17 protein-coding genes and 1 pseudogene are annotated in these 19,668 nt (G+C 60.6%); 16 read left to right on the top strand and 2 right to left on the bottom strand.

The window, feature by feature from the left end:
• Positions 1–3 precede the first annotated feature (3 nt).
• The 14 genes and pseudogenes from DM08_RS03315 (at position 4) to DM08_RS03250 (ending at position 14,455) form a co-directional block, all read left to right on the top strand.
• The gene (locus DM08_RS03315; RefSeq protein ID WP_035383200.1) at positions 4–813 is read left to right on the top strand and encodes a glycosyltransferase family 2 protein; all 810 of its coding nucleotides are present in this window, start codon (positions 4–6) and stop codon (positions 811–813) included.
• Complete coding sequence (gene asnB, locus DM08_RS03310) at positions 813–2,663, top strand: asparagine synthase (glutamine-hydrolyzing) (protein ID WP_035383199.1); 1,851 nt, start codon at positions 813–815, stop codon at positions 2,661–2,663. The genes DM08_RS03315 and asnB overlap by 1 nt, the downstream gene beginning before the upstream one ends.
• Complete coding sequence (locus tag DM08_RS03305) at positions 2,660–3,574, top strand: glycosyltransferase (RefSeq protein WP_051937771.1); 915 nt, start codon at positions 2,660–2,662, stop codon at positions 3,572–3,574. Before asnB ends, DM08_RS03305 begins: the two co-directional genes overlap by 4 nt.
• Before the next feature lie 4 nt (positions 3,575–3,578).
• Positions 3,579–4,409, top strand: coding sequence for a methyltransferase domain-containing protein (locus tag DM08_RS03300; protein ID WP_051937770.1), 831 nt, complete (start codon positions 3,579–3,581; stop codon positions 4,407–4,409).
• 392 nt (positions 4,410–4,801) lie between these two features.
• Positions 4,802–4,954 (top strand): annotated as a pseudogene (locus tag DM08_RS13315) (DapH/DapD/GlmU-related protein); the annotation flags it as partial.
• 10 nt (positions 4,955–4,964) lie between these two features.
• Entirely contained in the window at positions 4,965–5,822 is an 858-nt protein-coding gene (locus DM08_RS03290) for a class I SAM-dependent methyltransferase (RefSeq protein ID WP_035383197.1), read from the top strand.
• Entirely contained in the window at positions 5,819–6,763 is a 945-nt protein-coding gene (locus DM08_RS03285; protein ID WP_035383196.1) for an NAD-dependent epimerase/dehydratase family protein, read from the top strand. Before DM08_RS03290 ends, DM08_RS03285 begins: the two co-directional genes overlap by 4 nt.
• Positions 6,760–7,932: a glycosyltransferase family 4 protein gene (locus DM08_RS03280; protein ID WP_035383195.1), complete on the top strand. Its 1,173-nt coding sequence runs from the start codon at positions 6,760–6,762 to the stop codon at positions 7,930–7,932. Before DM08_RS03285 ends, DM08_RS03280 begins: the two co-directional genes overlap by 4 nt.
• Positions 7,929–8,678 carry a glycosyltransferase family 2 protein gene (locus DM08_RS03275; protein ID WP_035383194.1) on the top strand — a complete coding sequence of 250 codons (750 nt, stop codon included), beginning with the start codon at positions 7,929–7,931 and terminating at the stop codon, positions 8,676–8,678. Before DM08_RS03280 ends, DM08_RS03275 begins: the two co-directional genes overlap by 4 nt.
• Complete coding sequence (locus DM08_RS03270) at positions 8,675–9,637, top strand: UDP-glucose 4-epimerase family protein (protein WP_035383193.1); 963 nt, start codon at positions 8,675–8,677, stop codon at positions 9,635–9,637. The genes DM08_RS03275 and DM08_RS03270 overlap by 4 nt, the downstream gene beginning before the upstream one ends.
• On the top strand, positions 9,634–10,611 hold the full coding sequence (locus DM08_RS03265) for an MraY family glycosyltransferase (protein WP_035383192.1): 978 nt from the start codon (positions 9,634–9,636) through the stop codon (positions 10,609–10,611). The genes DM08_RS03270 and DM08_RS03265 overlap by 4 nt, the downstream gene beginning before the upstream one ends.
• Complete coding sequence (locus DM08_RS03260) at positions 10,595–12,430, top strand: polysaccharide biosynthesis protein (RefSeq protein ID WP_035383191.1); 1,836 nt, start codon at positions 10,595–10,597, stop codon at positions 12,428–12,430. The genes DM08_RS03265 and DM08_RS03260 overlap by 17 nt, the downstream gene beginning before the upstream one ends.
• The gene (locus DM08_RS03255; RefSeq protein ID WP_035383190.1) at positions 12,414–13,697 is read left to right on the top strand and encodes an O-antigen ligase family protein; all 1,284 of its coding nucleotides are present in this window, start codon (positions 12,414–12,416) and stop codon (positions 13,695–13,697) included. The genes DM08_RS03260 and DM08_RS03255 overlap by 17 nt, the downstream gene beginning before the upstream one ends.
• Positions 13,694–14,455 (top strand): glycosyltransferase family 2 protein, encoded by a 762-nt coding sequence (locus DM08_RS03250; protein ID WP_237560208.1) that lies wholly within the window; start codon positions 13,694–13,696, stop codon positions 14,453–14,455. The genes DM08_RS03255 and DM08_RS03250 overlap by 4 nt, the downstream gene beginning before the upstream one ends.
• Here DM08_RS03250 and DM08_RS03245 read toward each other — a convergent pair.
• The gene (locus tag DM08_RS03245) at positions 14,452–15,291 is read right to left on the bottom strand and encodes a glycosyltransferase family 2 protein (protein WP_035383189.1); all 840 of its coding nucleotides are present in this window, start codon (positions 15,289–15,291) and stop codon (positions 14,452–14,454) included. The two genes, DM08_RS03250 and DM08_RS03245, sit on opposite strands and share 4 nt — an antisense overlap.
• A gap of 139 nt (positions 15,292–15,430) precedes the next feature.
• On the opposite strand from DM08_RS03245, the gene DM08_RS03240 reads away from it, so the two are divergent.
• Both DM08_RS03240 and DM08_RS12175 read left to right on the top strand, forming a co-directional pair.
• The gene (locus DM08_RS03240; protein ID WP_051937768.1) at positions 15,431–16,501 is read left to right on the top strand and encodes a glycosyltransferase family 4 protein; all 1,071 of its coding nucleotides are present in this window, start codon (positions 15,431–15,433) and stop codon (positions 16,499–16,501) included.
• A gap of 5 nt (positions 16,502–16,506) precedes the next feature.
• Positions 16,507–16,899, top strand: a complete 393-nt coding sequence (locus tag DM08_RS12175; protein WP_051937767.1) for a GtrA family protein — start codon at positions 16,507–16,509, stop codon at positions 16,897–16,899.
• On the opposite strand, the gene DM08_RS03230 is transcribed toward DM08_RS12175, so the two are convergent.
• Positions 16,892–19,666 carry a bifunctional diguanylate cyclase/phosphodiesterase gene (locus tag DM08_RS03230; protein ID WP_035383188.1) on the bottom strand — a complete coding sequence of 925 codons (2,775 nt, stop codon included), beginning with the start codon at positions 19,664–19,666 and terminating at the stop codon, positions 16,892–16,894. The genes DM08_RS12175 and DM08_RS03230 overlap by 8 nt on opposite strands.
• Positions 19,667–19,668 lie beyond the last annotated feature (2 nt).

Below are 19,668 nucleotides of genomic sequence, written 5' to 3'. Positions count from 1 at the left end.
CGAATGTCCGACTTTCCAAAAATAACCGTCGTTACGCCCAGCTTCAACCAAGCAGAGTTCTTGGAGCGAACGATACTTTCGGTACTTGACCAGAACTACCCCAATTTGGAGTACATCATCATCGATGGCGGCTCGACCGATGGTAGCGTGGATATCATTCGCCGCTATGAAGATCGTCTGGCTTATTGGGTCAGTGAGCGGGATGGCGGACAGACCGAGGCGATAAACAAGGGGCTTAAAAGAGCGACAGGTGAGTGGGTAGGGTGGCAGAACTCTGATGATGTCTATTATCCAGGTGCGTTTAATGAGTTGGCTATGCTTGCCAAGAAGAATCCGGGGGCAGGGTTGATCATTGGCGACATGATGCTTATTGATGAGCATGACCGCCCCCTTCGCGACCTGCACTACATCAAACCAAGCTATCAAGCGATGTTGGCAGAAGGAATGATTCTGACCAACCAGTCGGCCTTTTGGCGCAGGGACGAGCATGCCGCAATCGGATATCTGGACGAAAGCCTGCATTGCTCTTTTGACTATGAGTGGTTCTTGCGTTTGACGGAGCATACCGAGGGCGAGCATATCGGACACATCTGGGGCGCACTACGCCTGCATGGAGCTACCAAGACCAGCACACAGTCGGCGAAATTCGTCGAAGAGAACAAGCGAATATTGGCCGGGCGCGAAATGCCTGGCTGGAAGAAGAAGCTATACAAGATGCGCCGACTCGTGTGTATGCTGAAACAAGGAAAAATCGGCTATGTGCTGCGCGGACTCTCGCGCCATGCGCAGGGCAAAGGCGGAGACCTCTACTGATGTGCGGCATTCTGGGCTGGTTGGGTGATCTCACGCCAGCGGACACTCCTCGGTTCCATGCAGCGCTCGATACTCTGGCGCATCGCGGCCCCGATGACAGCGGGGTGTGGGTTTCCGCTGATGCGTTGTTGGGGCATCGCCGGCTGTCCATCCTCGATCTTTCCCCGGCAGGCCATCAACCCATGGTCGAACCGGCCAGCGGTGCGGTGATCGTTTTCAATGGCGAGATCTACAACCACATCGAATTGCGCGAGCAGCTGGAAGGGTTGGGTCATCGTTTCGTCGGCCATTCCGACACCGAGGTGTTGCTGCATGCGCTGATCGAATGGGGCGAGGCGGCCTTGCCTCGGCTGAACGGCATGTGGGCGTTCGCTTACTGGCAGCCGGAGCGCAAGCGGTTGCTGCTGGCGCGTGATCGTTTTGGCGTTAAGCCACTCTATTACCGCAAGGGTGCCGATGGCTTGGCGTTCGCCTCGGAGCCCAAGGCCCTGCTGTCCTTGTTCCCGCAACACCGGGCGGTGAATGAGGCGGTGCTGCTGGACTTCCTTGGCAACAACCTGCTGTATGCGCACGGGGAGTCTTTTTATCAGGGCATACACGTCATGCCGCCCGCGCACTATGCTGTTTATGACCTAACCACTGGCAGTTTCGACCGGGTGAGCTACTGGCAATATCCGACGGAAGAGATCGAGGGACTGACCCGGCAGGAGGCGGTCGCGCAGTTCGACGCACTGCTGACCGATGCGGTCCGTCTGCGCTTGCGCAGCGATGTGCCCGTCGGCCTGACTTTGAGTGGCGGCCTCGATTCGACCGGCATACTCGCGGCGGCAGGCGTGAATTCGTCCGCCCCGTTGACCTGTTTTACCTCGGTCTATGGCAATGGTGAGGTAGGCGAGCTGCCCTGGGCACAACGTGCGAGCGATGCCGCCCATGCGCCGCTGATCCCAGTCGCGGCTCCGGCGGACGATTGGCTGGCCACCTTGCGCAAAGTGGCCTGGCACATGGATGGTCCGGGCTACTCCCCGGCGGTCTATCCGCTCTGGCACCTGATGAAACGCGCCCGCAGCGAGGGCGTGCCGGTGCTGTTGGAAGGCCAGGGTGCGGACGAGGCGCTGGCCGGATACCCGCAATATGCCGTACTCGACCTGTTGGACCGGTTGTCCGACCACCCCGCGCCGGGAGATTTGATGACGCGCTTCGCGGCCATGCGCCGCACCTTTTCCTTGCGCTGGACGGCGGCCTGGATGGCGCGGGAGCTTTCGCCGACGTTGTTGCGCTGGCATCGACAGCGCACCGGCTTTGAGTCCCTGCTGCGTGACGGAGTGGCGCTTCCTCCGGTCGTCCCCCAGCCTTGGGAGGGTAAGACCGATCGCGTCAGGCAGCGCCTGCTGGCCGACCACGCCCAGAACATTCTGCCCGGACTTCTGCATTACGGCGATGCCATCAGCATGGCGCATGGCATCGAAGCCAGGCATCCGTTCATGGACTATCGCCTGGTCGAGTGGATGTTCCGCCTGCCCAAGCGCTTGCGTTTCGATCAGGGCGAGACCAAATCGGTGCTGCGCGAATACTTGCGCAAGCACGGGCAGATTGCCATCGGCAACCGCCCCGACAAGAAGGGCTACCCCACTCCTGTAGGTAAGTGGCTGGCCTCGGATCAGGGGCGCGAGATCGAGGCGCTGTTGCTCAAGCCCGGCAACCGCTTGCACCAGTGGTGCGACCCGGCCAAGATCCGCCGCCTGATCGAGCGCAACAAGCAGGGCGTCATGGGCGCGGAGCATCATCTGTACAAGTTGGTCTCCACACAGATCTGGCTGGATGAATGCATAGCAGGCGGGGAGGTCGCTTGAGCACGCTTGCCCCCATCGTGGTATTTGCCTACCGTCGCCCGGACCATTTGCGCAACACGCTCGAATCGCTCAAGCAGTGCGAAGGTTTCAGCGATAGCCCGGTGATCGTTTATTGTGATGGTCCGCGCAATGCCGCTGAGGTCAGCCTGGTTGAAGCAACCAGAAAGGTGGCCAAAGAGTTGCTCGGCGACGGTGCTGAATATCATTTCAGTGAAGAGAATCGGGGGTTGTCGAGATCGGTGATTACGGGCGTGAGCGAAACTCTGGAAAGGTTTGGCAGAGCAGTCGTTGTCGAGGACGACCTGGAATTAAATCCCGGCTTTCTGCGCTACATGAATGAGGCCCTGGATCGCTATGCTGACGAAGAGCAGGTATTCCAGATTTCCGGTTATATGTTCGATGTGCCTGAATTCTCAAAGGTACAACAGGCGATGTTCATGCCGTTCACTGTATCTTGGGGTTGGGGGACATGGAAAAGGGCTTGGGATCACTTCGACTCCAATGCGACCGGCTGGGAGGCCGTGCGTACAGATGCGGTCTTGCGCAAGCGATTCAATCTGGAAGGTGTGTATGACTACGCAACCATGCTGATCCGGCAAATGGAGGGGCTGCGGGATTCCTGGGCCATACGTTGGTATTGGGCGGTATTCAGGGAAAATGGCTTGGTGTTGTTTCCCCCTGTCACGCTTGTGAGTAATAAGGGGTTCGATGGTAGCGGCTCTCATGGCAGAGGGTGGTTCCGGGGGTTTTCCGTTAAGAAGAACTTCTCCAAGGTGGGCAGCATCGCACTTCCGTTGGCTACACGGCTAGATTTAGAGCAATACCGGAAAGTGACAAGTACAATGTGGCGACAGAACGGTGGATGGGTCACGACCATTCTGGATCGTTTGCGTCGTAAATTTGGGAGTTAATAGTATGTTATTCAGAATCAAAGAAGTGCTCGATGGCTTGGCGCTGCCGGTGTATCAATTACGAGGTGCTCGCCCATGGAGCGCGGGTTATTACACGGCCAAGAAACAAGCCATATGCTCGGCCATTGATAGCGGGGTATTTTCAAAGAAAGTGGCCTTGCCAACAGGACTCGGGCTGCGTATCGATGAGCGAGTGGTCGAATATCCATGGCTGTTTGCACAGCTACCCAAAGCCCCAGGGAGGGTGCTTGATGCAGGTTCTGCACTTAACCACCGTTTTCTGATTGAGCGATCTCCGTTGAGCGAAGCCGACTTGACGGTGATGACCTTGGCACCAGAGAAGCGCTGTTTCTGGGACAAGTCGATTTCGTACGTTTATGGAGATCTTCGGAAGCCGATGTTCGCTGAGGCTAGCTTCGATGTTGTTGCCAGTATTTCGACCATCGAGCATATCGGGCTTGATAATACGCTCCTGTATACCGCAGATTCGACGAAGAAAGAATCGAACGCTCTAGGGTTTGTTCCCGCCATCGCTGAATTCAAGCGGATTTTGAAACCGGGCGGACTTTGTCTTGTCAGCGTACCCTTCGGAAAGCGAGGGGTGCATGGCTGGTACCAGATATTTGACCAGGCGTTAGTGATGGAAGTTGTCAATGCCTTTCAGCCAGCCGAATATGAAATCGAATATTTTGGATACACCGCTGACGGTTGGCAGCGGACCTCTCCTGAAAAGATTTCAGATGTGGAGTTCTACGATGCGCATGCGGGGAGTGAGCTTGCCGCAGATAGTGCAGCTGCCGCGCGTGGTGTGGCTTGCCTAAGGCTGGTTGCGTGAATCTGGACTACCTGTTTAGGAAGTTGTCTGGCAGGGCAACCTGCGAGCTGGGCTTGGGGGCTAAGCTAGCCCGCTCAGCCAGAATTCGGAATATCTTGGGCATTTCACATCGGATACGAATAGGCTCGCACACATATGTCCTCGGAGAGCTTTTGACGTTTGCACACGGGGGTGAAATCACTGTTGGCGACTGGTGTTATATCGGGGAGGGGGCTCGCATCTGGTCAGCCGGTGCGATCCACATCGGAGACCGGGTGTTGATTTCCCACAACGTCAATATCTTCGATTCGCTTACGCACCCCTTATCCGCTCGTCAGAGACATGCCCAGTTCCGGGCAATCATGAGTTCCGGCCACCCAACTGAGATCGATCTTGGTGAGCGCCCTATCGCGATTGGTGACGATGTCTGGATAGGTGCGAATGCCAGCGTATTGCGCGGAGTCAATATCGGGGCGGGAGCGGTCGTGGGGGCGGGAGCGGTCGTCACCAAAGATGTCCCTCCGTACACCATCGTTGCCGGGAATCCTGCACGGATCATTAGAGAGCTTGCTGCCGATGAGCGATGAGAAGAAATATTCCAGCTGGGAAGAGGCGGTAGAGTCGCTGCGCCGACAGCCGGACAAACTGCAATTGGTGAGGGATTGTTACTACGACGACCCGCTGATCGTCGCTGCGCAACGCTATTGGCAGAGCGAAGAGTGGGGTGCCATCCGCAGTCTGCTTGCCGGAGCGTCGGGTAGCGCACTGGATGTTGGTGCCGGGCGCGGTATTGCCAGCTATGCCATGGCACGCGATGGATTTGCGGTCACCGCTCTGGAGCCCGATCCCAGCGACATCGTGGGCGGAGGGGCGATACGCGGACTGGCGCAAGAGGCCGGACTGAACATACGTGTCGTTGAGGAGTTCTCCGAGCGTTTGCCCTTCCCCGACGGGACATTCGATGTAGTGTTCGCCCGTGCGGTGTTGCATCACACGCGCGACCTGGAGGGGGCGTGCCGCGAATTTATGCGTGTGCTCAAGCCGGGTGGACGCTTGATCGCCGTGCGCGAGCATGTCATCTCGCGTCCCGAGGACTTGCCGAAGTTCTTCGAGATCCATCCTCTGCACCACCTTTATGGTGGAGAGAATGCGTTCCAGCTGGGCCAGTATGTCGCGGCGCTGGAGCGCGCCGGTTTTGCTGCCTCGACGGTGCTCACGCCCTGGCGCAGTCCGGTCAATTTTGCGCCCTACAGCCTGTCCGAGTTCCAGGGAGAGTTGGCAAAGCGCATCAGTTTGGGCATTCCCGGAATGCGGGCATTGCTGCGAGGGCTGCTCGCTGTGCCGGGTGTCTGGCCGATGGTCAGTCGAGTCATGGAATATGTCGACCATCGCCCCGGTCGCCTTTATTCCTTTGTGGCAAATAAGCCAAGATGATTATCTGGATAACAGGTGCGCGTGGCTTCATCGGTCGCTATCTGGCCAGGGATCTGGCTTCGCACGGCAATCTGGTTGCCGGTATAGGTCACGGCGCCTGGCCGGCGATCGAGGCCAGACACTGGGGCATAGCGTCCTGGATCAACGGCGAGATCAGCGCAAGTAATCTGGACCAGATGCAGCAGGCGGGCGGTTCGCCGGACGTGGTGTTCCACCTTGCGGGCGGCTCGTCGGTCGGCGCCGCGATCGCCAATCCGCTGGAAGACTTCACGCGTACCGTGGTGACCACGGCGACCTTGCTGGAATGGCTGCGCCAGCACGCCCCTCAGGCCAAGGTGGTCGCCGTGTCCAGCGCAGCGGTGTACGGTGCCGGCCACGAAGGCGCGATCACCGAGCGCGCGGCGACGATGCCCTATTCTCCGTATGGGGCGCATAAGTTCATGATGGAGGAGTTGTGTCGCTCCTATGCGGCTAACTTCGGACTGTCCGTCGTGCTGCCACGCTTGTTCTCTGTGTACGGGCCGGGGTTGAAGAAACAATTGCTGTGGGATCTGTGCTGCAAACTGGCAGCGGGTGGCGCGGTCGAATTGGGTGGGACGGGTAAGGAGTTGCGTGACTGGGTCGATGTCCGTGATGTGGCCAGGGTATTGGGACGGCTGCCGGAGTTGGCTGGAGCGGACGCCCCCGTCATCAACGTCGCATCCGGTGCGGTAACGCCGGTCAGCGAGATCGCCGGGCACGTCCTGACCGCTTGGGAACGCGCACGGGGCGAGTCTCGCACGGTCTCGTTCAATGGCCGGTCCCGACCCGGTGACCCATTCAGCCTGGTGGCCGACAATGCCAGGATGCGAACTCTGGCGATAGGCGACATCCTGCCTGTCGCACAAGGTATCGCCGAGTATGTCGGCTGGTATCTGACTTCGAGTGGAGATGAGTTTTGACGAGAGTCGCCTTTACCCTGATCGGTGGCAAGACGTGGACTGGCGGATTCAATTACCTGCGCAACCTGTTGCAAGTACTGGCACAGCACGAAGGCCGGCGCCTGACCCCGGTACTTTTCGTGGGCGCAAGCATGACGGGGACAGACATCGAGGCGCTGGCCGCGATCCCGGGAGTCGAGTTCGTCCGCACCCCCCTGCTTGATGCTTCGCGCCGTGGGCGCTCGTTGCTGCAAGCTATCGCTTGGGGCAAGGACATGGCTGTGGCCGAGCTTTTCCGGCATCATCGGATCGACGCGGTGTTCGAGAACGCTCAGTTCTTCGGCTGGCGGCTGGGCTTGCCAGCCATCGCCTGGATACCCGACTTCCAGCATCGCGAGTTGCCTCACATGTTCACCTGGCAGGGGCGCTGGAAGCGCGAGATCGGCTTCATCGCCCAGGTGATCGGGCGGCGCTTCGTCATGCTGAGCAGTGAGGATGCCCGTGTGGCCTGTGAGCGTTACTATCCATCCACGCGCAGTCGGACGCAAGTTGTGCATTTTGCCGTCCCTCCGGGAGCGGCGATGGAGCAGGACGCGGCGCGCCGAATCGCCAATGAGTATGCCTTGCCAGAGCGCTTTTTCTTCATGCCTAACCAGTTCTGGAAGCATAAGAATCATGCGCTTGTGGTAGAAGCTTTGGCGATTTTGCGCGAGCGTGGCGAGCGCGTGGTCGTGGCCGCTTCCGGCATGCAGAGCGACCCGCGCGACCCGGAGCATTTTCCCTGTTTGCAGGCACAGGTCGAGCGGCTGGGCGTTCAGGGAGAGATGCGCTTCCTTGGGCTGATCCCATACCCCCATCTCGCCGCACTGATGCAGTCCTGTACCGCCTTGCTCAATCCGTCCTTGTTCGAGGGCTGGAGCACCACGGTGGAAGAGGCGCGCGCGATAGGTACACCGATGCTGCTGTCGGATCTGGCCGTGCACCGCGAGCAGATGGGGGCGGATGCCAGCTATTTCGATCGCTATTCGGCACTCGCGCTGGCTGACGCGATGCAAGGTTTTCCCGTATTGAGTGCACCGCAGCGTGTGGCGGCGGCCAGCCTTGCCCGCCAGCAAGCAGAGGCGCGGGTCTGCCGGTTCGGTAGCGAGTTCGCCGATCTGGTCGAGGCCATCGTCAGGGCCCGCACATGAAGATCAGTATCGTTACCGTCGCCTACAACGCCGCCGCCACCATCTCGGCGACCTTGCGTTCTGTGGCTGAGCAGACCTACCCCGATATCGAGCACATCGTGATCGACGGAGGCTCGAAGGACGGGACGGTCGCGATAGTCAGGCGCGACGGGACGCATGTGGCGCGCCTTATCTCCGAGCCGGACCATGGCATCTACGATGGGATGAACAAGGGCATAAGCCTGGCGACCGGGCATCTCATCGGATTCCTGAATGCTGATGACATCTATGCCCATGCTCGGGTTCTGGAAGATGTCGTCAAGGAAATGAGAGCCGGCAACCTAGATGCCCTGTACGGTGATGTGGCGTTCTTTCGTGCAGAAGATCCGGGGCGGCTGATACGCCGCTACAGCTCGGCCCGCTTTAGTCCGGCCCGGATCGCCTGGGGCTGGATGCCCGCCCATCCTGCACTGTTCCTGAAGCGCGAGGTGTTTAGCCGGGTGGGCAAGTTTCGCACGGACTACCGGATCGCAGGCGATTTCGAGTTCATCGCGCGGGCATTCCACGGCGATGTGCTGCGCTCCCGCTATGTGCAGGAAGTGTTCGTGCACATGCAGACCGGCGGAGTAAGCACCGGCGGGTGGCGGAACACCTTGCTGCTCAACCGCGAAGTGCTGCGCGCCTGCCGGGAGAACGGGATAAAGACCAATACGTTGAAAGTGTTGTCGAAATACCCGGCGAAAGTGTTGGAGCTGATACGGCGATGACGCTCATGGGCAAAAGCATGTTGGTGACGGGCGCTAATGGCTTTGTCGGGCGCGTTCTTTGTGCGGAAGCTCATGCGCGAGGCTATGCCGTGCGAGCGGTCACCCGCGCGCCTGCCGAGTTCGATGGCGGAGTGGAGAATATCGTTGTGCAGGCTGCCGCTCCCGATTGGTTTGCGGCACTGGCGGGAATGGATGTCGTGGTTCATCTGGCTGCCCGGGTCCATGTGATGCGAGACACTTCGGCAGATCCGCTGGAGGAGTTCCGCAAGGTGAATGTCGAGGGGACCATGCGCCTTGCGCGCAGCGCAGTAGCAGCGGGGGTCAAGCGTTTCGTGTATGTCAGTTCGATCAAGGTCAACGGTGAGGAGACTCCGGCCACGACAGCGTATGACGAGACCGCGTGCCCACACCCGCAGGATCCTTACGGCGTGTCCAAATGGGAGGCGGAGCAGGCGCTGCATCAGCTGGCTCGCGAGACCGGACTGGAAGTGGTCGTCGTTCGCCCGCCGCTGGTCTATGGGCCGGGAGTCAAGGGTAACTTCATCGCGCTGATGCGCGCCGTCGCCCAAGGCGTGCCGCTGCCCATCGGTTCCATCCACAACGCGCGTGATCTGATCTACGTCGGCAATCTGGTCGATCTGCTGATCCTGTGCGCGACCCACCCGGGGGCGGTGGGGCAGACCTATCTGGTGCGGGATGGCGAGCCACTCTCCACCTCGGAGCTGGTGCGACAGTTGGCGCGCGCTCTGGATGTGAGGCCGCGTATGCTGCCGATCCCGGTGATGGCGTTGGAATTGGTCGGCAGGGTGAGCGGTCGGTCCGCCCAGATCGCGCGCTTGGTCGGCTCGCTGCGGATAGACGATGATAAAATCCGCCGGGAGTTGGGCTGGTGCCCTCCTTATCCCCTGCAGCAAGGCTTGCAGGCCACGGCGAACTGGTTCAAAACGGTCAAAAGATGACACATTACTCCCCGGTGGTGGCGGCACTCGTCACCATGCTGCTGACGCTCATTCTGCTGGTCTCCAAGACCGGACGGCTGGTTCAGGACGTACCCAACGAGCGCTCCTTGCATACGATACCGGTCCCGCGCATCGGCGGGCTGGGCATGATGGGCGGTATTTGTGCTGCTTGGGCGTTCATGCCTGGTGCGCTGTTCTGGTGGGTGGTCGTGCCGATGTTGCTGCTGGTCGCTGTGTCCTGGCTGGATGATCTGCGCGGCCTGCCGGTGCGGACCCGTTTGCTCGGACAGATGATGGCGGCGCTGGTCACGCTGGTCGGCTCCGGTTTCGCCTGGCAACATCCCGTGCTCTTCCCCGTGCTGTTGCTGGCCATCGTCTGGATGACCAACCTCTACAATTTCATGGATGGCTCGGATGGCCTGGCGGGCGGGATGGCCTTCTTCGGCTTCACGGCGTATGGCGTGGCAGCGTTGATGGCTGGCGGTGAAGCGCACGCCATGTTGAATTTCTCCATCGGTGCGGCAGCACTGGGTTTCCTGTATTACAACTTCCACCCAGCTCGGATCTTCATGGGAGACTCTGGCTCCATTCCGCTGGGCTTCCTGGCGGCGGTCATGGGCATGGTGGGCTGGCAGCAGTCGCTCTGGCCGTTCTGGTTCCCGCTGATCGTCTTCTCGCCCTTCATCGTCGATGCGACGGTGACTCTGGCGCGGCGATCCTTGCGCGGGGCCAAGGTCACCGAGGCGCATCGGGAACATTACTATCAGCGACTGGTACAATCGGGCTGGGGCCATCGCAAGGTCGCGTTCGCCGAATATGGACTGATGTTCCTTTCCGGCACGCTGGCGGTCTGGGCCAGTGCGGCTCCGGTATTTCCTTGGATGGCTGTTGCCGCGCTGGCGGGCCTATATGTGTTGCTGATGTGGGCGGTGGACGCCCGCTGGCAGGAGTTTCGACGTGATCAGACCAACTAATCCGCGTACCTTGCTGGCGATCCTTCATGATCTGGTTGCCTCGGCGCTGGCTTGGGTGTTGGCGTATCTGCTGCGCTTCAATCTGGAGCTACCGCCGCACTTTCTGGCCGAGATGTGGAATACCCTGATTTGGGTTGTGCCACTACAGGGGCTGATGTTTTGGCGCTTCGGACTGTATCTGGGCATATGGCGATATGCCAGTTTGAACGATTTTCGCCGCATCCTGTTGGCAGTGTCGATTTCTGCGGCTGCTATCCCGTTGCTCTTCTGGATGCTGCGCAATCAAGCTGTTATTCCCCGCTCGGTGTTGCTGCTTGACCCGCTCCTGCTGATATTGATCATGGGCGGTGACCGCTTGTTCTACCGGATGTGGAAGGAGTGGCAATTCTCTGATCGGGTGGACCTCTTGAGCGAGCCGGTGCTGATTCTCGGTGCGGGAGACGCTGCCGTCAGCTTGTCTAGGGAGTTATTGCGTAGCAAAGCGTGGCATCCGGTGGGGATGCTGGATGACGACGGCAACAAGGTTGGGCGTGCCTTGAATGGCATCAGAGTATTGGGGACATTGGAAAGTCTGTCGGTTTGGGCTGAGCGGGCCGATGTCCGTCAGGCCATCATCGCGATGCCCTCGGCCTCGCACCAACAGCGCAAGCGTGCCATCGACTTGTGTCAGGAGGCCGGAGTCAAAGTACTCACCGTGCCTTCCTTCGATGACCTGTTGAGTGGACGGGTATCGGTGTCGCAGTTGCGCGAGGTCGAACTGGATGACCTGTTAGGCCGCGACCCGGTGCAGCTGGACGATGCCGGTTTGCATCAGTTGCTGACCGATAAGGTCGTCATGGTCACCGGCGCGGGCGGTTCGATCGGCTCCGAGCTGTGCCGCCAGATTGCCCGTTTCGGGCCATCCACCTTGCTGCTGTACGATCAGGGCGAGTTCGCGCTGTACACCATCGAGCAGGAGTTGCGCGTCAGTCTGCCCGGGTTGCGCTGCGAGTACCTGATCGGTGATGTGCGAGACTCGGCCCGGCTCGACGAGGTCATGAGCCGCTGGCAGCCCGCCGTGATCTTCCATGCCGCCGCCTACAAACATGTCCCCCTGATGGAGCAGCACAATGCCTGGCAGGCAATACAGAACAACGTGCTGGGCACCTGGCGGGTGGCCCAGGCTGCGCAACGGCACGGGGTGGACAAGTTCGTGCTCATCTCCACCGACAAGGCCGTCAATCCGACCAATGTGATGGGAGCCAGCAAACGCTTGGCGGAGATGGCCTGCCAAAGTCTGCAACAGGCGACAGGCACTTGTTTCGTCATCGTGCGCTTCGGCAACGTGCTGGGCAGCAACGGCAGCGTGATTCCCAAGTTCCGTGAGCAGATCGCCAAGGGCGGGCCGGTCACGGTGACGCATCCCGAGATCACCCGCTTCTTCATGTCTATCCCCGAAGCCGCCCAGCTGGTGTTGCAGGCCGGGCTGATGGGGCAGGGCGGCGAAATCTTCGTGCTGGACATGGGCGAGCCGGTGAGGATCGTCGATCTGGCGAAGGAACTGATCCGCCTGTCCGGCCTGAGCGAGGACGAGATCAAGATCGAATTCAGCGGATTGCGACCCGGCGAGAAGTTGTACGAAGAGTTGCTGGCGGACAACGAGCATACCTTGCCCACTCCGCATGCCAAGTTGCGCATCGCTCAGGCGCGTGCCGCTGAGCCGGACTTCCCGCAGGCGCTGCTGGGCTGGGCAGCTGCGCCGCAGCAAAGCGATGCGGCGGTCAAGCAAGCACTGGTGCGCTGGGTGCCGGAGTATGCGCCGGATGAGCGCAGCCATTGAGTCGCTTCCCTTGACTCTACAGCGCACCGCCCAGTGGTTGGCCGTCGCTCTGGCTTTTACGCTTCCCCAGCAGGTGGCGCTGAACAATCTTGTGCTGGGGCTGCTGCTGTTGGTGGCTCTGCCCGCGTACGGCAAGGACTTGCCGGAGCTGATCCGCCAGAATCCTGTGGCAAGGGTGGCCGTGATTATGTTCGGCTTGTTGCTGCTCGGTACGCTCTGGGGAGATGCGCCTTGGGGGCAGGCGTTGGGTGTGCTGGGCAAGTATGTCGATTTGGCGCTGATCCCCTTGTTCATGCTGCTGTTCCGCGAGCCGGTGACGCGGGCGCGTAGTCTGCGGGCCTTCATCTTCATCATGCTCATCGCTTGGGCGCTGTCCTGGGCGATAGGGCTGAGGCTGTTGCCGCTCACTCACGGGGTCCGGTTTCTGGTGGGTCCCTCGGCGCAGGTGGACAATCCCAGCATCTTCCATAGTTACATCACTCAGGGACTGATGACACCCTATGCCAGCTTCCTGTTGCTGCTTTGGGCGCGCCAGATTGACTCGGCGCGGCTGCGCTGGGCGATGTACCTGCTGGCAGCACAAGCGGTTGCCGATGTCCTGCTCATGCTCAATGGACGGACGGGTTATTTGACGTTGCTTGTACTACTAGGCTGGTTGGGCTGGACCGGACTCAACAGCTTGATTTTGCGCCACGGCTTGGGTGTACGTGGCAAATTGGCGGCATACGCTGCTCTGATCTTGTTCCCCCTCGCGCTGATGATGTCCGCCTATCAGGGCATCCCCCGGGTCCATGACCGGGTGACTACGGCGCTGACTGAAGTGCAGCAGTGGCAGCCCGGCAAGTTCGATGAGGAGAATTCTATGGGCACGCGCTTGAGTCTGTACGCCAACTCGTTGACCCTCATCGCCGACAAGCCGCTGCTGGGATACGGGACCGGCGGACTGGCCCGGGCTTACGGCCAGCTTCCCGATGTCGACCCCACGCATTTGGTGGAAAATCCCCACAATGAATACCTGATGCAGGCCGTTCAGCTTGGGTTTCTCGGCCCGGTCATGTTGATCTATCTGTTCGTTACACTTTGGCGTTGTGCCGCTCGCCTGCCAGCTTTCGAGCGTGATGCGGCGCGCGGGCTGGTGTTGACTTACAGTCTGACCAGCGTGTTCAACTCGATGCTGCTGGATCACACCGAGGGCTTGTTCTTTGCCTTCTTCACTGCTTGGCTGTTCGCCAGACTGGGCGAACCGGAAGCGCCGGGACGGGCATGATGCCGACAACGCTTTCCGTCATCCTCATCACCCGCAACGAGGCCGCCAATATCCGCGATTGCCTGGCTTCGGTGTCGTGGGCGGACGAGTTGATCGTCGTGGACTCGGGCAGTACGGACGAGACGCTGACGATGGCGCGGGAGTTCACCGATCGGGTGTTTAGCTATGATTGGCCGGGATTCGGCCCGCAGAAGAATCGGGCGCTAGGCTACGCCACGGGCGAATGGGTGTTGTCGCTGGATGCCGATGAGCGCGTCACACCCGAGTTGCGGCAGGACATCGAGGCGGCTATCCGGGAGGGGCGTTGCGACGGGTATCGGATGCCCAGACTTTCCCAGTTCTGTGGCAAGTTTGTCCACTATTCCGGCTGGTATCCTGATCCTGTGCTGCGCCTGTTCAGGCGCACGCAGGGACGCTTCTCCGACAGCTTGGTGCATGAGCGGGTCGAACTTCCGGGCAAGGCAGGTATGCTCGAACACCCTTTGCTGCACTACAGCTACCTGAGCCGACAGGATGTCGAACGCAAGGTGGAGCATTATTCCTCGGCGGCGGCACAGCAGATGTTCCAGAACGGAAGGTCGGCCTGGCCGATGACGGCGCCCCTGCGCGGCGCGTGGGCGTTTGTGCGCACCTATCTGTTCAAGCTCGGGGTGCTGGATGGCTGGACGGGCTGGCAGATCGCGGCGATGAACGCCCGTACCACCTATCTGAAGTATCACAAGCTCGCCCGGTTGCGTTCCGGGCAAACATCGGCCTAACTCAATGCCCGCTTCAACCGGCTGCGCATCAGCTGCCAGCGGAATTCGCGGGTGTCTTCCGGCTCTTCCAAGTTCAGCCCTTGTGCGGGCAGACCGCGCCGCAGGAAGTAATGGTCGAACACCGACTGCCGAATCCCCCATTTGTGCAGGAACTGCTTGCCGCCGTTGTTCTTCTTGACCTTGCCGGTGGATTTGCACTGGAAATGATAGACCAGCGAGTCGCCTACGCCGAGGAAGACCCGGCAGCCCGCGTGCCATAGCTTCATGGAGAAGTCGTTATCGCTGCTCATCCCCGGCGAAAATTCGCTGCTGTAGCCGCCAACCTTGAACCACCAGCGCTTGCTCACCAGGGTCGGCGGCCAGGTCGAGCCGCACCAGTCCGCCTTGCGGTAAGCGGGCAGATCGGCCAGTAACTGCGCTTCCGCGAAATTGGCCGGGTCGTCGCCATAGTCATGGACGATCACGCAGGGATTGTGGGTGTCGCGCGGCTCGATCATGGTGCCGGACAGCATGAACAGGTCGCTGTCCAGCTGCTGGAGCTTGTTCACCAGCGCCGTGTCCCAGCCCGGACAGCAATACATGTCGTCGTTCAGATACAGGATGTAGTCCTGCGTCGCGTGCATCGCCGCCTCGTTAACGGCCAGACAGATGCCGATGTTCTCAGGCGAGCGGGTATGGCAGAGGCCTTGCTCCTGCACCCACGCCAAGGTGCCATCGCTGCCATCGTTCACATGCACGATGATCTGGTGGTCATAGCGGGAATTCTCGCGGATGCTGCGCACGCATAGTTGCAGCAGGGCGAGGTTGTTCCAGGTGGGGATCAGGATAGAGAACATGGGCTTCCAGTCGGGTTGTGACGATCGGTACAGATTCGGGTTCGGTTCGGGACGAGTTGTTATACTATCCGCGACACTTCATTGTAGATCGTTGGATGGCGCTCATTTTATAACGGTGCGCGCCGCTTGCAGAGAGTAGATGGAAATAATTCATATCGTGCGTCGCTACGGCCCGGTCGGCGGCTCCGAGCGTTATGTCTGGGAGTTGACCCGCGAGCTGGCCGCACTGGGGCATCGGGTCATGGTCGTGTGTGAGCGCTGCGACGTCACGCATCCGGCGGGCATCGAGGTCCATGCTCTGGGGACGATGGTCTATCGGCCACGCTGGCTGTACTACTGGCGTTTTTCCCGGCGCGTCGATCGCTGGCTGGCGGCCCACCCCCATCCGGGCTGGCTGATCCACAGTCATGAGCGCGTCGGTGTGCATCACGTCTCCACGTTTCACGGCCCGCCCTTTGCCAGCGTGCGCGAACGTCCCTGGTGGAAGAAGCTCTCGCTGCGTATTTGGGCGCAGTTATATCTGGAGCGGCGTGAACTGGATCGGGCGCAGGCCATCATCCCCAACTCCGAGGTGATCCGGGGCCTGTTGGCCCGCTACTACCCTGAATATGCCCACAAACTGACCTCCCCGGTGGTGCCCGGCGTCGCTCCCGGCGTGCTACGCCCGTTCCGCCATCCTATGGCCGATGGCGGCGTGATCGGCTTTGTGGGCAAGGAATGGCAGCGCAAAGGACTGTCGCTGGCGGTCGACATCGCGGCGCACTTGAGACGCAAGCGCCCGCAGCTGGAGATTTGGGTGGTCGGGCCCCGACCGGACGAGATAGAGCACTTGTTCGCTGGCTGGCAAGGCGGTTTCCGCCTGCTGGGCTGGCGCACCGACGCCGACCATCTGCGCGACTTCGACGTGCTGCTGCATCCGGCCAGGGCAGAGCCGTATGGCATGGTCATTTCCGAAGCCATGGCGGCCTGCGTTCCGGTGGTCGTGTCCGATGCCTGCGGCGCGGCCGCCCAGGTCGGAGCGGAGTCCGGTGTGGTGCTGCCACTGGGTGCGGAGCTGTCGCAGTGGGTGCAGGCAGTGGAACGGCAATTGCAGCGGAGCGATCCCGTACCCGCGTTCCGGCATGGCTGGAGCGAGGTGGCGCAAGAGTGTGTAGAGATCTACCGGCCGCAACTTCCGAACGGCCCGACCCTAAGCGACCGGCGGAGCTGAAACCCATGTCCCGACTCAAACATGAAGCTGGCATCCTGTCGCGCTACTCGCTTTCGGGTGCGCTTAATACCGTGGCCGGTTTCTCCACGATCTTCGGGCTCACCGCGCTGGGTTTCCAGCCCTATGCGGCCAATGCGGCGGGCTATCTGGTCGGATTGGTGCTGGGGTTCTTTGTGTCGCGCCGCTTCGTCTTCCGTCACGAAGGGAAGATGAGCGCGCAAGGTGCCCGCTATCTCATGGCCTTCGGTGTCTGCTTTGTCATCAACCTGCTGGTGCTGCGCTTCGCCTTGCAGGCGGGCATCCATGAGATGTGGGCCCAGGCCGGCTCAACAGCGGTCTACATTGTCGCCATGTTCCTGGCACTGCGTCTGTTCGTGTTCCGTCACCGCACTAATTGATCAGCTTGGGCGAGGGGCGGCCGATCAGATAGCCCTGCGCGCAATCGACCCCGATCTCGCGCAGCAGGGCCAGTGTCTCCTCATCTTCCACGAACTCTGCCACGGTGGTCTTGCCATAGCTCTTGACCGCATTGTGCAGGGCGCGCACGAATGCGGCATCGTCGGCGTTACGGGTCAGTCCCCGGATGAACGAGCCATCTATCTTGACGAAGTCCATCGGCAACTCCTTCAGGTACTGGAAGGAGCTGTAGCCGACACCGAAATCGTCCAAGCCGAAGGCGCAGCCCAGGCTGCGTAACTTCTCCATGGTTCGGGTGGCCTTGCTCATGTTCCCGAGCGCGGCGGTCTCGGTGATTTCGAGCTGTATGTTTTTTCCCTCGACCCCATGGCGCTTGAGCGCTGTCCTGACGATCTCGAAGACAGAATCGTCGTCGAAACTGCGTCCTGACAAATTGAGCGCCACCTTGATGTCGGGCCGACCGGCGACGAACTCCGCCACGGCGTTGACCACCCAGCGATCGACCCGGCGAATCAGGCCGGTGCTCTCCGCTGCATCGATGAACTCTCCGGGCATGATCAGTGTGCCGTCTGCACCGACCAGACGCACCAGTGCCTCGTAATGGCTGATGGTGCCCTTGATGATGTTGCGGATGGGCTGATAGTGCAGGACCAAACGGTCTTCCTCCAGCGCCTGCTCGACTTCCCGTTTCCAGTAGGCCCGTTTGCCCATCGAACTGCGCTGGGGGTCGTCGGCGGAATAGAGGTGCCAGGAACCATGCCCACGGTTCTGTGCCTGGAGCAGGGCGAACTGGGCGCTGCCCAGCAAGGTATCGGAATCGCCGCCGTGTTCCGGGAAGTTCACTATCCCCACGCAGGTCGACAGGACGTGGGGCATGAGCTGGGATTCGGCGCATTGGGGCCTGATGTGGTTCAAGCGCTGGGCCAATCCGATGGCCTCGGTGATGGTGAGTGCGGGGTACATCAGCGCGAACTCATCGCTGCCCAGTCTGGCCATCAGCCGGGGCGAGGGTACAAGTGCCTCCAGATACTCGGCCAAAGCCATCAGCATGGCATCACCTGCTTCATGACCGCCAGCTTCGTTGATCACCTTGAACTGGTCCAGGTCGCAGACCAGGAGTACCCCGTACGTGGTGGTGGACAATAGCTGGTCGAGTTCCCGTTTGAAGGCGCGGCGGTTGAGCAGGCCGGTGACCACATCGCATTCGGCCAGTTTGTGCAGTTGGTGTTTGATTTGCCGGTGCTCAGTGACATCCATGCCTACCGACAGATAGGCGGGCGTTCCGCCTGCCTCATGGGCCAGACGGGTATGGAACCAGACGATGTCGTGTTTCTGTCCGTCGAAGGATTCCAGGCTCGATTCCCCGTGGTGTATGCCGCCCGAGACCATGCTCGCCATCTCGGCTGCATGGCTAGGGCGTTGCCAGGCATCCAGAAACAAGGTGGCGAAATCCTGACCGATGAGTCCGAGTTCACCCATGTCGCCGATTTGCTGTGCGGCTTCGTTTGCCATGCGGATGCAGCCGTCCCGGCCATAGGTGAGGATCAATACGGGGGCGGTATTGAACAGGCTGGTGAACAGGTCGCGCTCCTGTTCCAACAGTTTTGCCTGCGTGGCCAGGTCGCGCAGATGTTCGCGCGACTCGTTGCGCAACCCTTCGAGCCGGTTGGAGAGGGTGACCGCCAGTTCTTCCAGTTCATCGGTTTCGTCCGGGAAACGACTGCGTGGCCGATTCGAGTAGCTATCCCGGATCTCGCCGAACCGCTCCTCGCCCAGTAGCGGCATGATGCCAGTGACGTGTTCGATGCGGCGCATGGTCGGTCTCAGCATCAGATAGAGCAGGAGCAGCGCCAATGCCAAGGCCACGCTACCCAGCAGCACACTGCGTTGTGCCGTGGTCTGGATGAGTCGGACCTGTGAGGTGATGTCGGCGGAGAACGCCAGATAAGCGCGTACGCCGTTACTTGCCGGTACCGGCAGCAACATCAACTGGAATACCTGTTCGCCGTGGTTTATCTGTGTGTGGTTGTTCTGCCACGGGATCGAGGTGGCTGAGTGCAGCAATTCACGCATCGCCTCGCCGCCGCTGGCGGTCAAAAGGCTCATTCCGCGCAGCGGGGAATCGGGGTGGTCGGAGTGGCCGGTGAACACCGCGACTTCAGCCCCAGACAGCTGTCGCAGGTCGAGGATGATGTTCTCCAGGCTGCCTTGCACGGCGATGACACCTAGCGTGTTGCCACGGTAGGTGATCGGGATGGCGGACTGGTAGGCGCATTCCTCGGAGCATTCCAGCCAGCTTAACGGAGTCTCGTGCAAGGCGACCATCTTGGCCATCCCCACTTGCAAGGTCGTCTTGCGCTCGCCTCGGTTGACCAGCCGGTTCTGCTGTTCATCGTAGATGCTGACATCCAGCAGGCCTTGGCCCATATTCAGCTCGGACCACAGGGGGTCGATGGCCTGCGCCAAGTCGGTCGCATCGTGGGAGGCCATATCCTGTCTGACCTTGGGGATACTGGCAAACATGCGCGCCTGCATCTGCAGCCGTTCCGACTGTAGCTCGAACAGCCGGTCGACCAGCTCCTCGGTGCGTCGACGCTGGCTGGCCTGATCGGCCTCGAACTGCCGCATCTCGGCATGGTACTGTTGCCAGATCAAGAGACTGCCGGTCACGCACAATACCAGACCTGCCAAAAGCAGGATCTTCCAGCGGATGCCAAGGAAATCCCGGGGCCTGGAGGGGGGGGCCATGT

This window comes from Ferriphaselus sp. R-1 (genome assembly GCF_000746095.1).
GTDB lineage: Bacteria > Pseudomonadota > Gammaproteobacteria > Burkholderiales > Gallionellaceae > Ferriphaselus.
The sequence above is the reverse complement of the archived record's forward strand: the minus strand, read 5'-3'. Positions and strand labels throughout refer to the sequence as shown.

Coding starts and splice junctions, on each gene's coding strand:
- DM08_RS03315 (WP_035383200.1), top strand. CDS start 4: ATGTCCGACTTTCCAAAAATAACCGTCGTTACGCCCAGCTTCAACCAA.
- asnB (WP_035383199.1), top strand. CDS start 813: ATGTGCGGCATTCTGGGCTGGTTGGGTGATCTCACGCCAGCGGACACT.
- DM08_RS03300 (WP_051937770.1), top strand. CDS start 3,579: ATGTTATTCAGAATCAAAGAAGTGCTCGATGGCTTGGCGCTGCCGGTG.
- DM08_RS03290 (WP_035383197.1), top strand. CDS start 4,965: ATGAGCGATGAGAAGAAATATTCCAGCTGGGAAGAGGCGGTAGAGTCG.
- DM08_RS03285 (WP_035383196.1), top strand. CDS start 5,819: ATGATTATCTGGATAACAGGTGCGCGTGGCTTCATCGGTCGCTATCTG.
- DM08_RS03275 (WP_035383194.1), top strand. CDS start 7,929: ATGAAGATCAGTATCGTTACCGTCGCCTACAACGCCGCCGCCACCATC.
- DM08_RS03270 (WP_035383193.1), top strand. CDS start 8,675: ATGACGCTCATGGGCAAAAGCATGTTGGTGACGGGCGCTAATGGCTTT.
- DM08_RS03265 (WP_035383192.1), top strand. CDS start 9,634: ATGACACATTACTCCCCGGTGGTGGCGGCACTCGTCACCATGCTGCTG.
- DM08_RS03255 (WP_035383190.1), top strand. CDS start 12,414: ATGAGCGCAGCCATTGAGTCGCTTCCCTTGACTCTACAGCGCACCGCC.
- DM08_RS03250 (WP_237560208.1), top strand. CDS start 13,694: ATGATGCCGACAACGCTTTCCGTCATCCTCATCACCCGCAACGAGGCC.
- DM08_RS03245 (WP_035383189.1), bottom strand. CDS start 15,291: ATGTTCTCTATCCTGATCCCCACCTGGAACAACCTCGCCCTGCTGCAA.
- DM08_RS03240 (WP_051937768.1), top strand. CDS start 15,431: ATGGAAATAATTCATATCGTGCGTCGCTACGGCCCGGTCGGCGGCTCC.
- DM08_RS12175 (WP_051937767.1), top strand. CDS start 16,507: ATGTCCCGACTCAAACATGAAGCTGGCATCCTGTCGCGCTACTCGCTT.
- DM08_RS03230 (WP_035383188.1), bottom strand. CDS start 19,666: ATGGCCCCCCCCTCCAGGCCCCGGGATTTCCTTGGCATCCGCTGGAAG.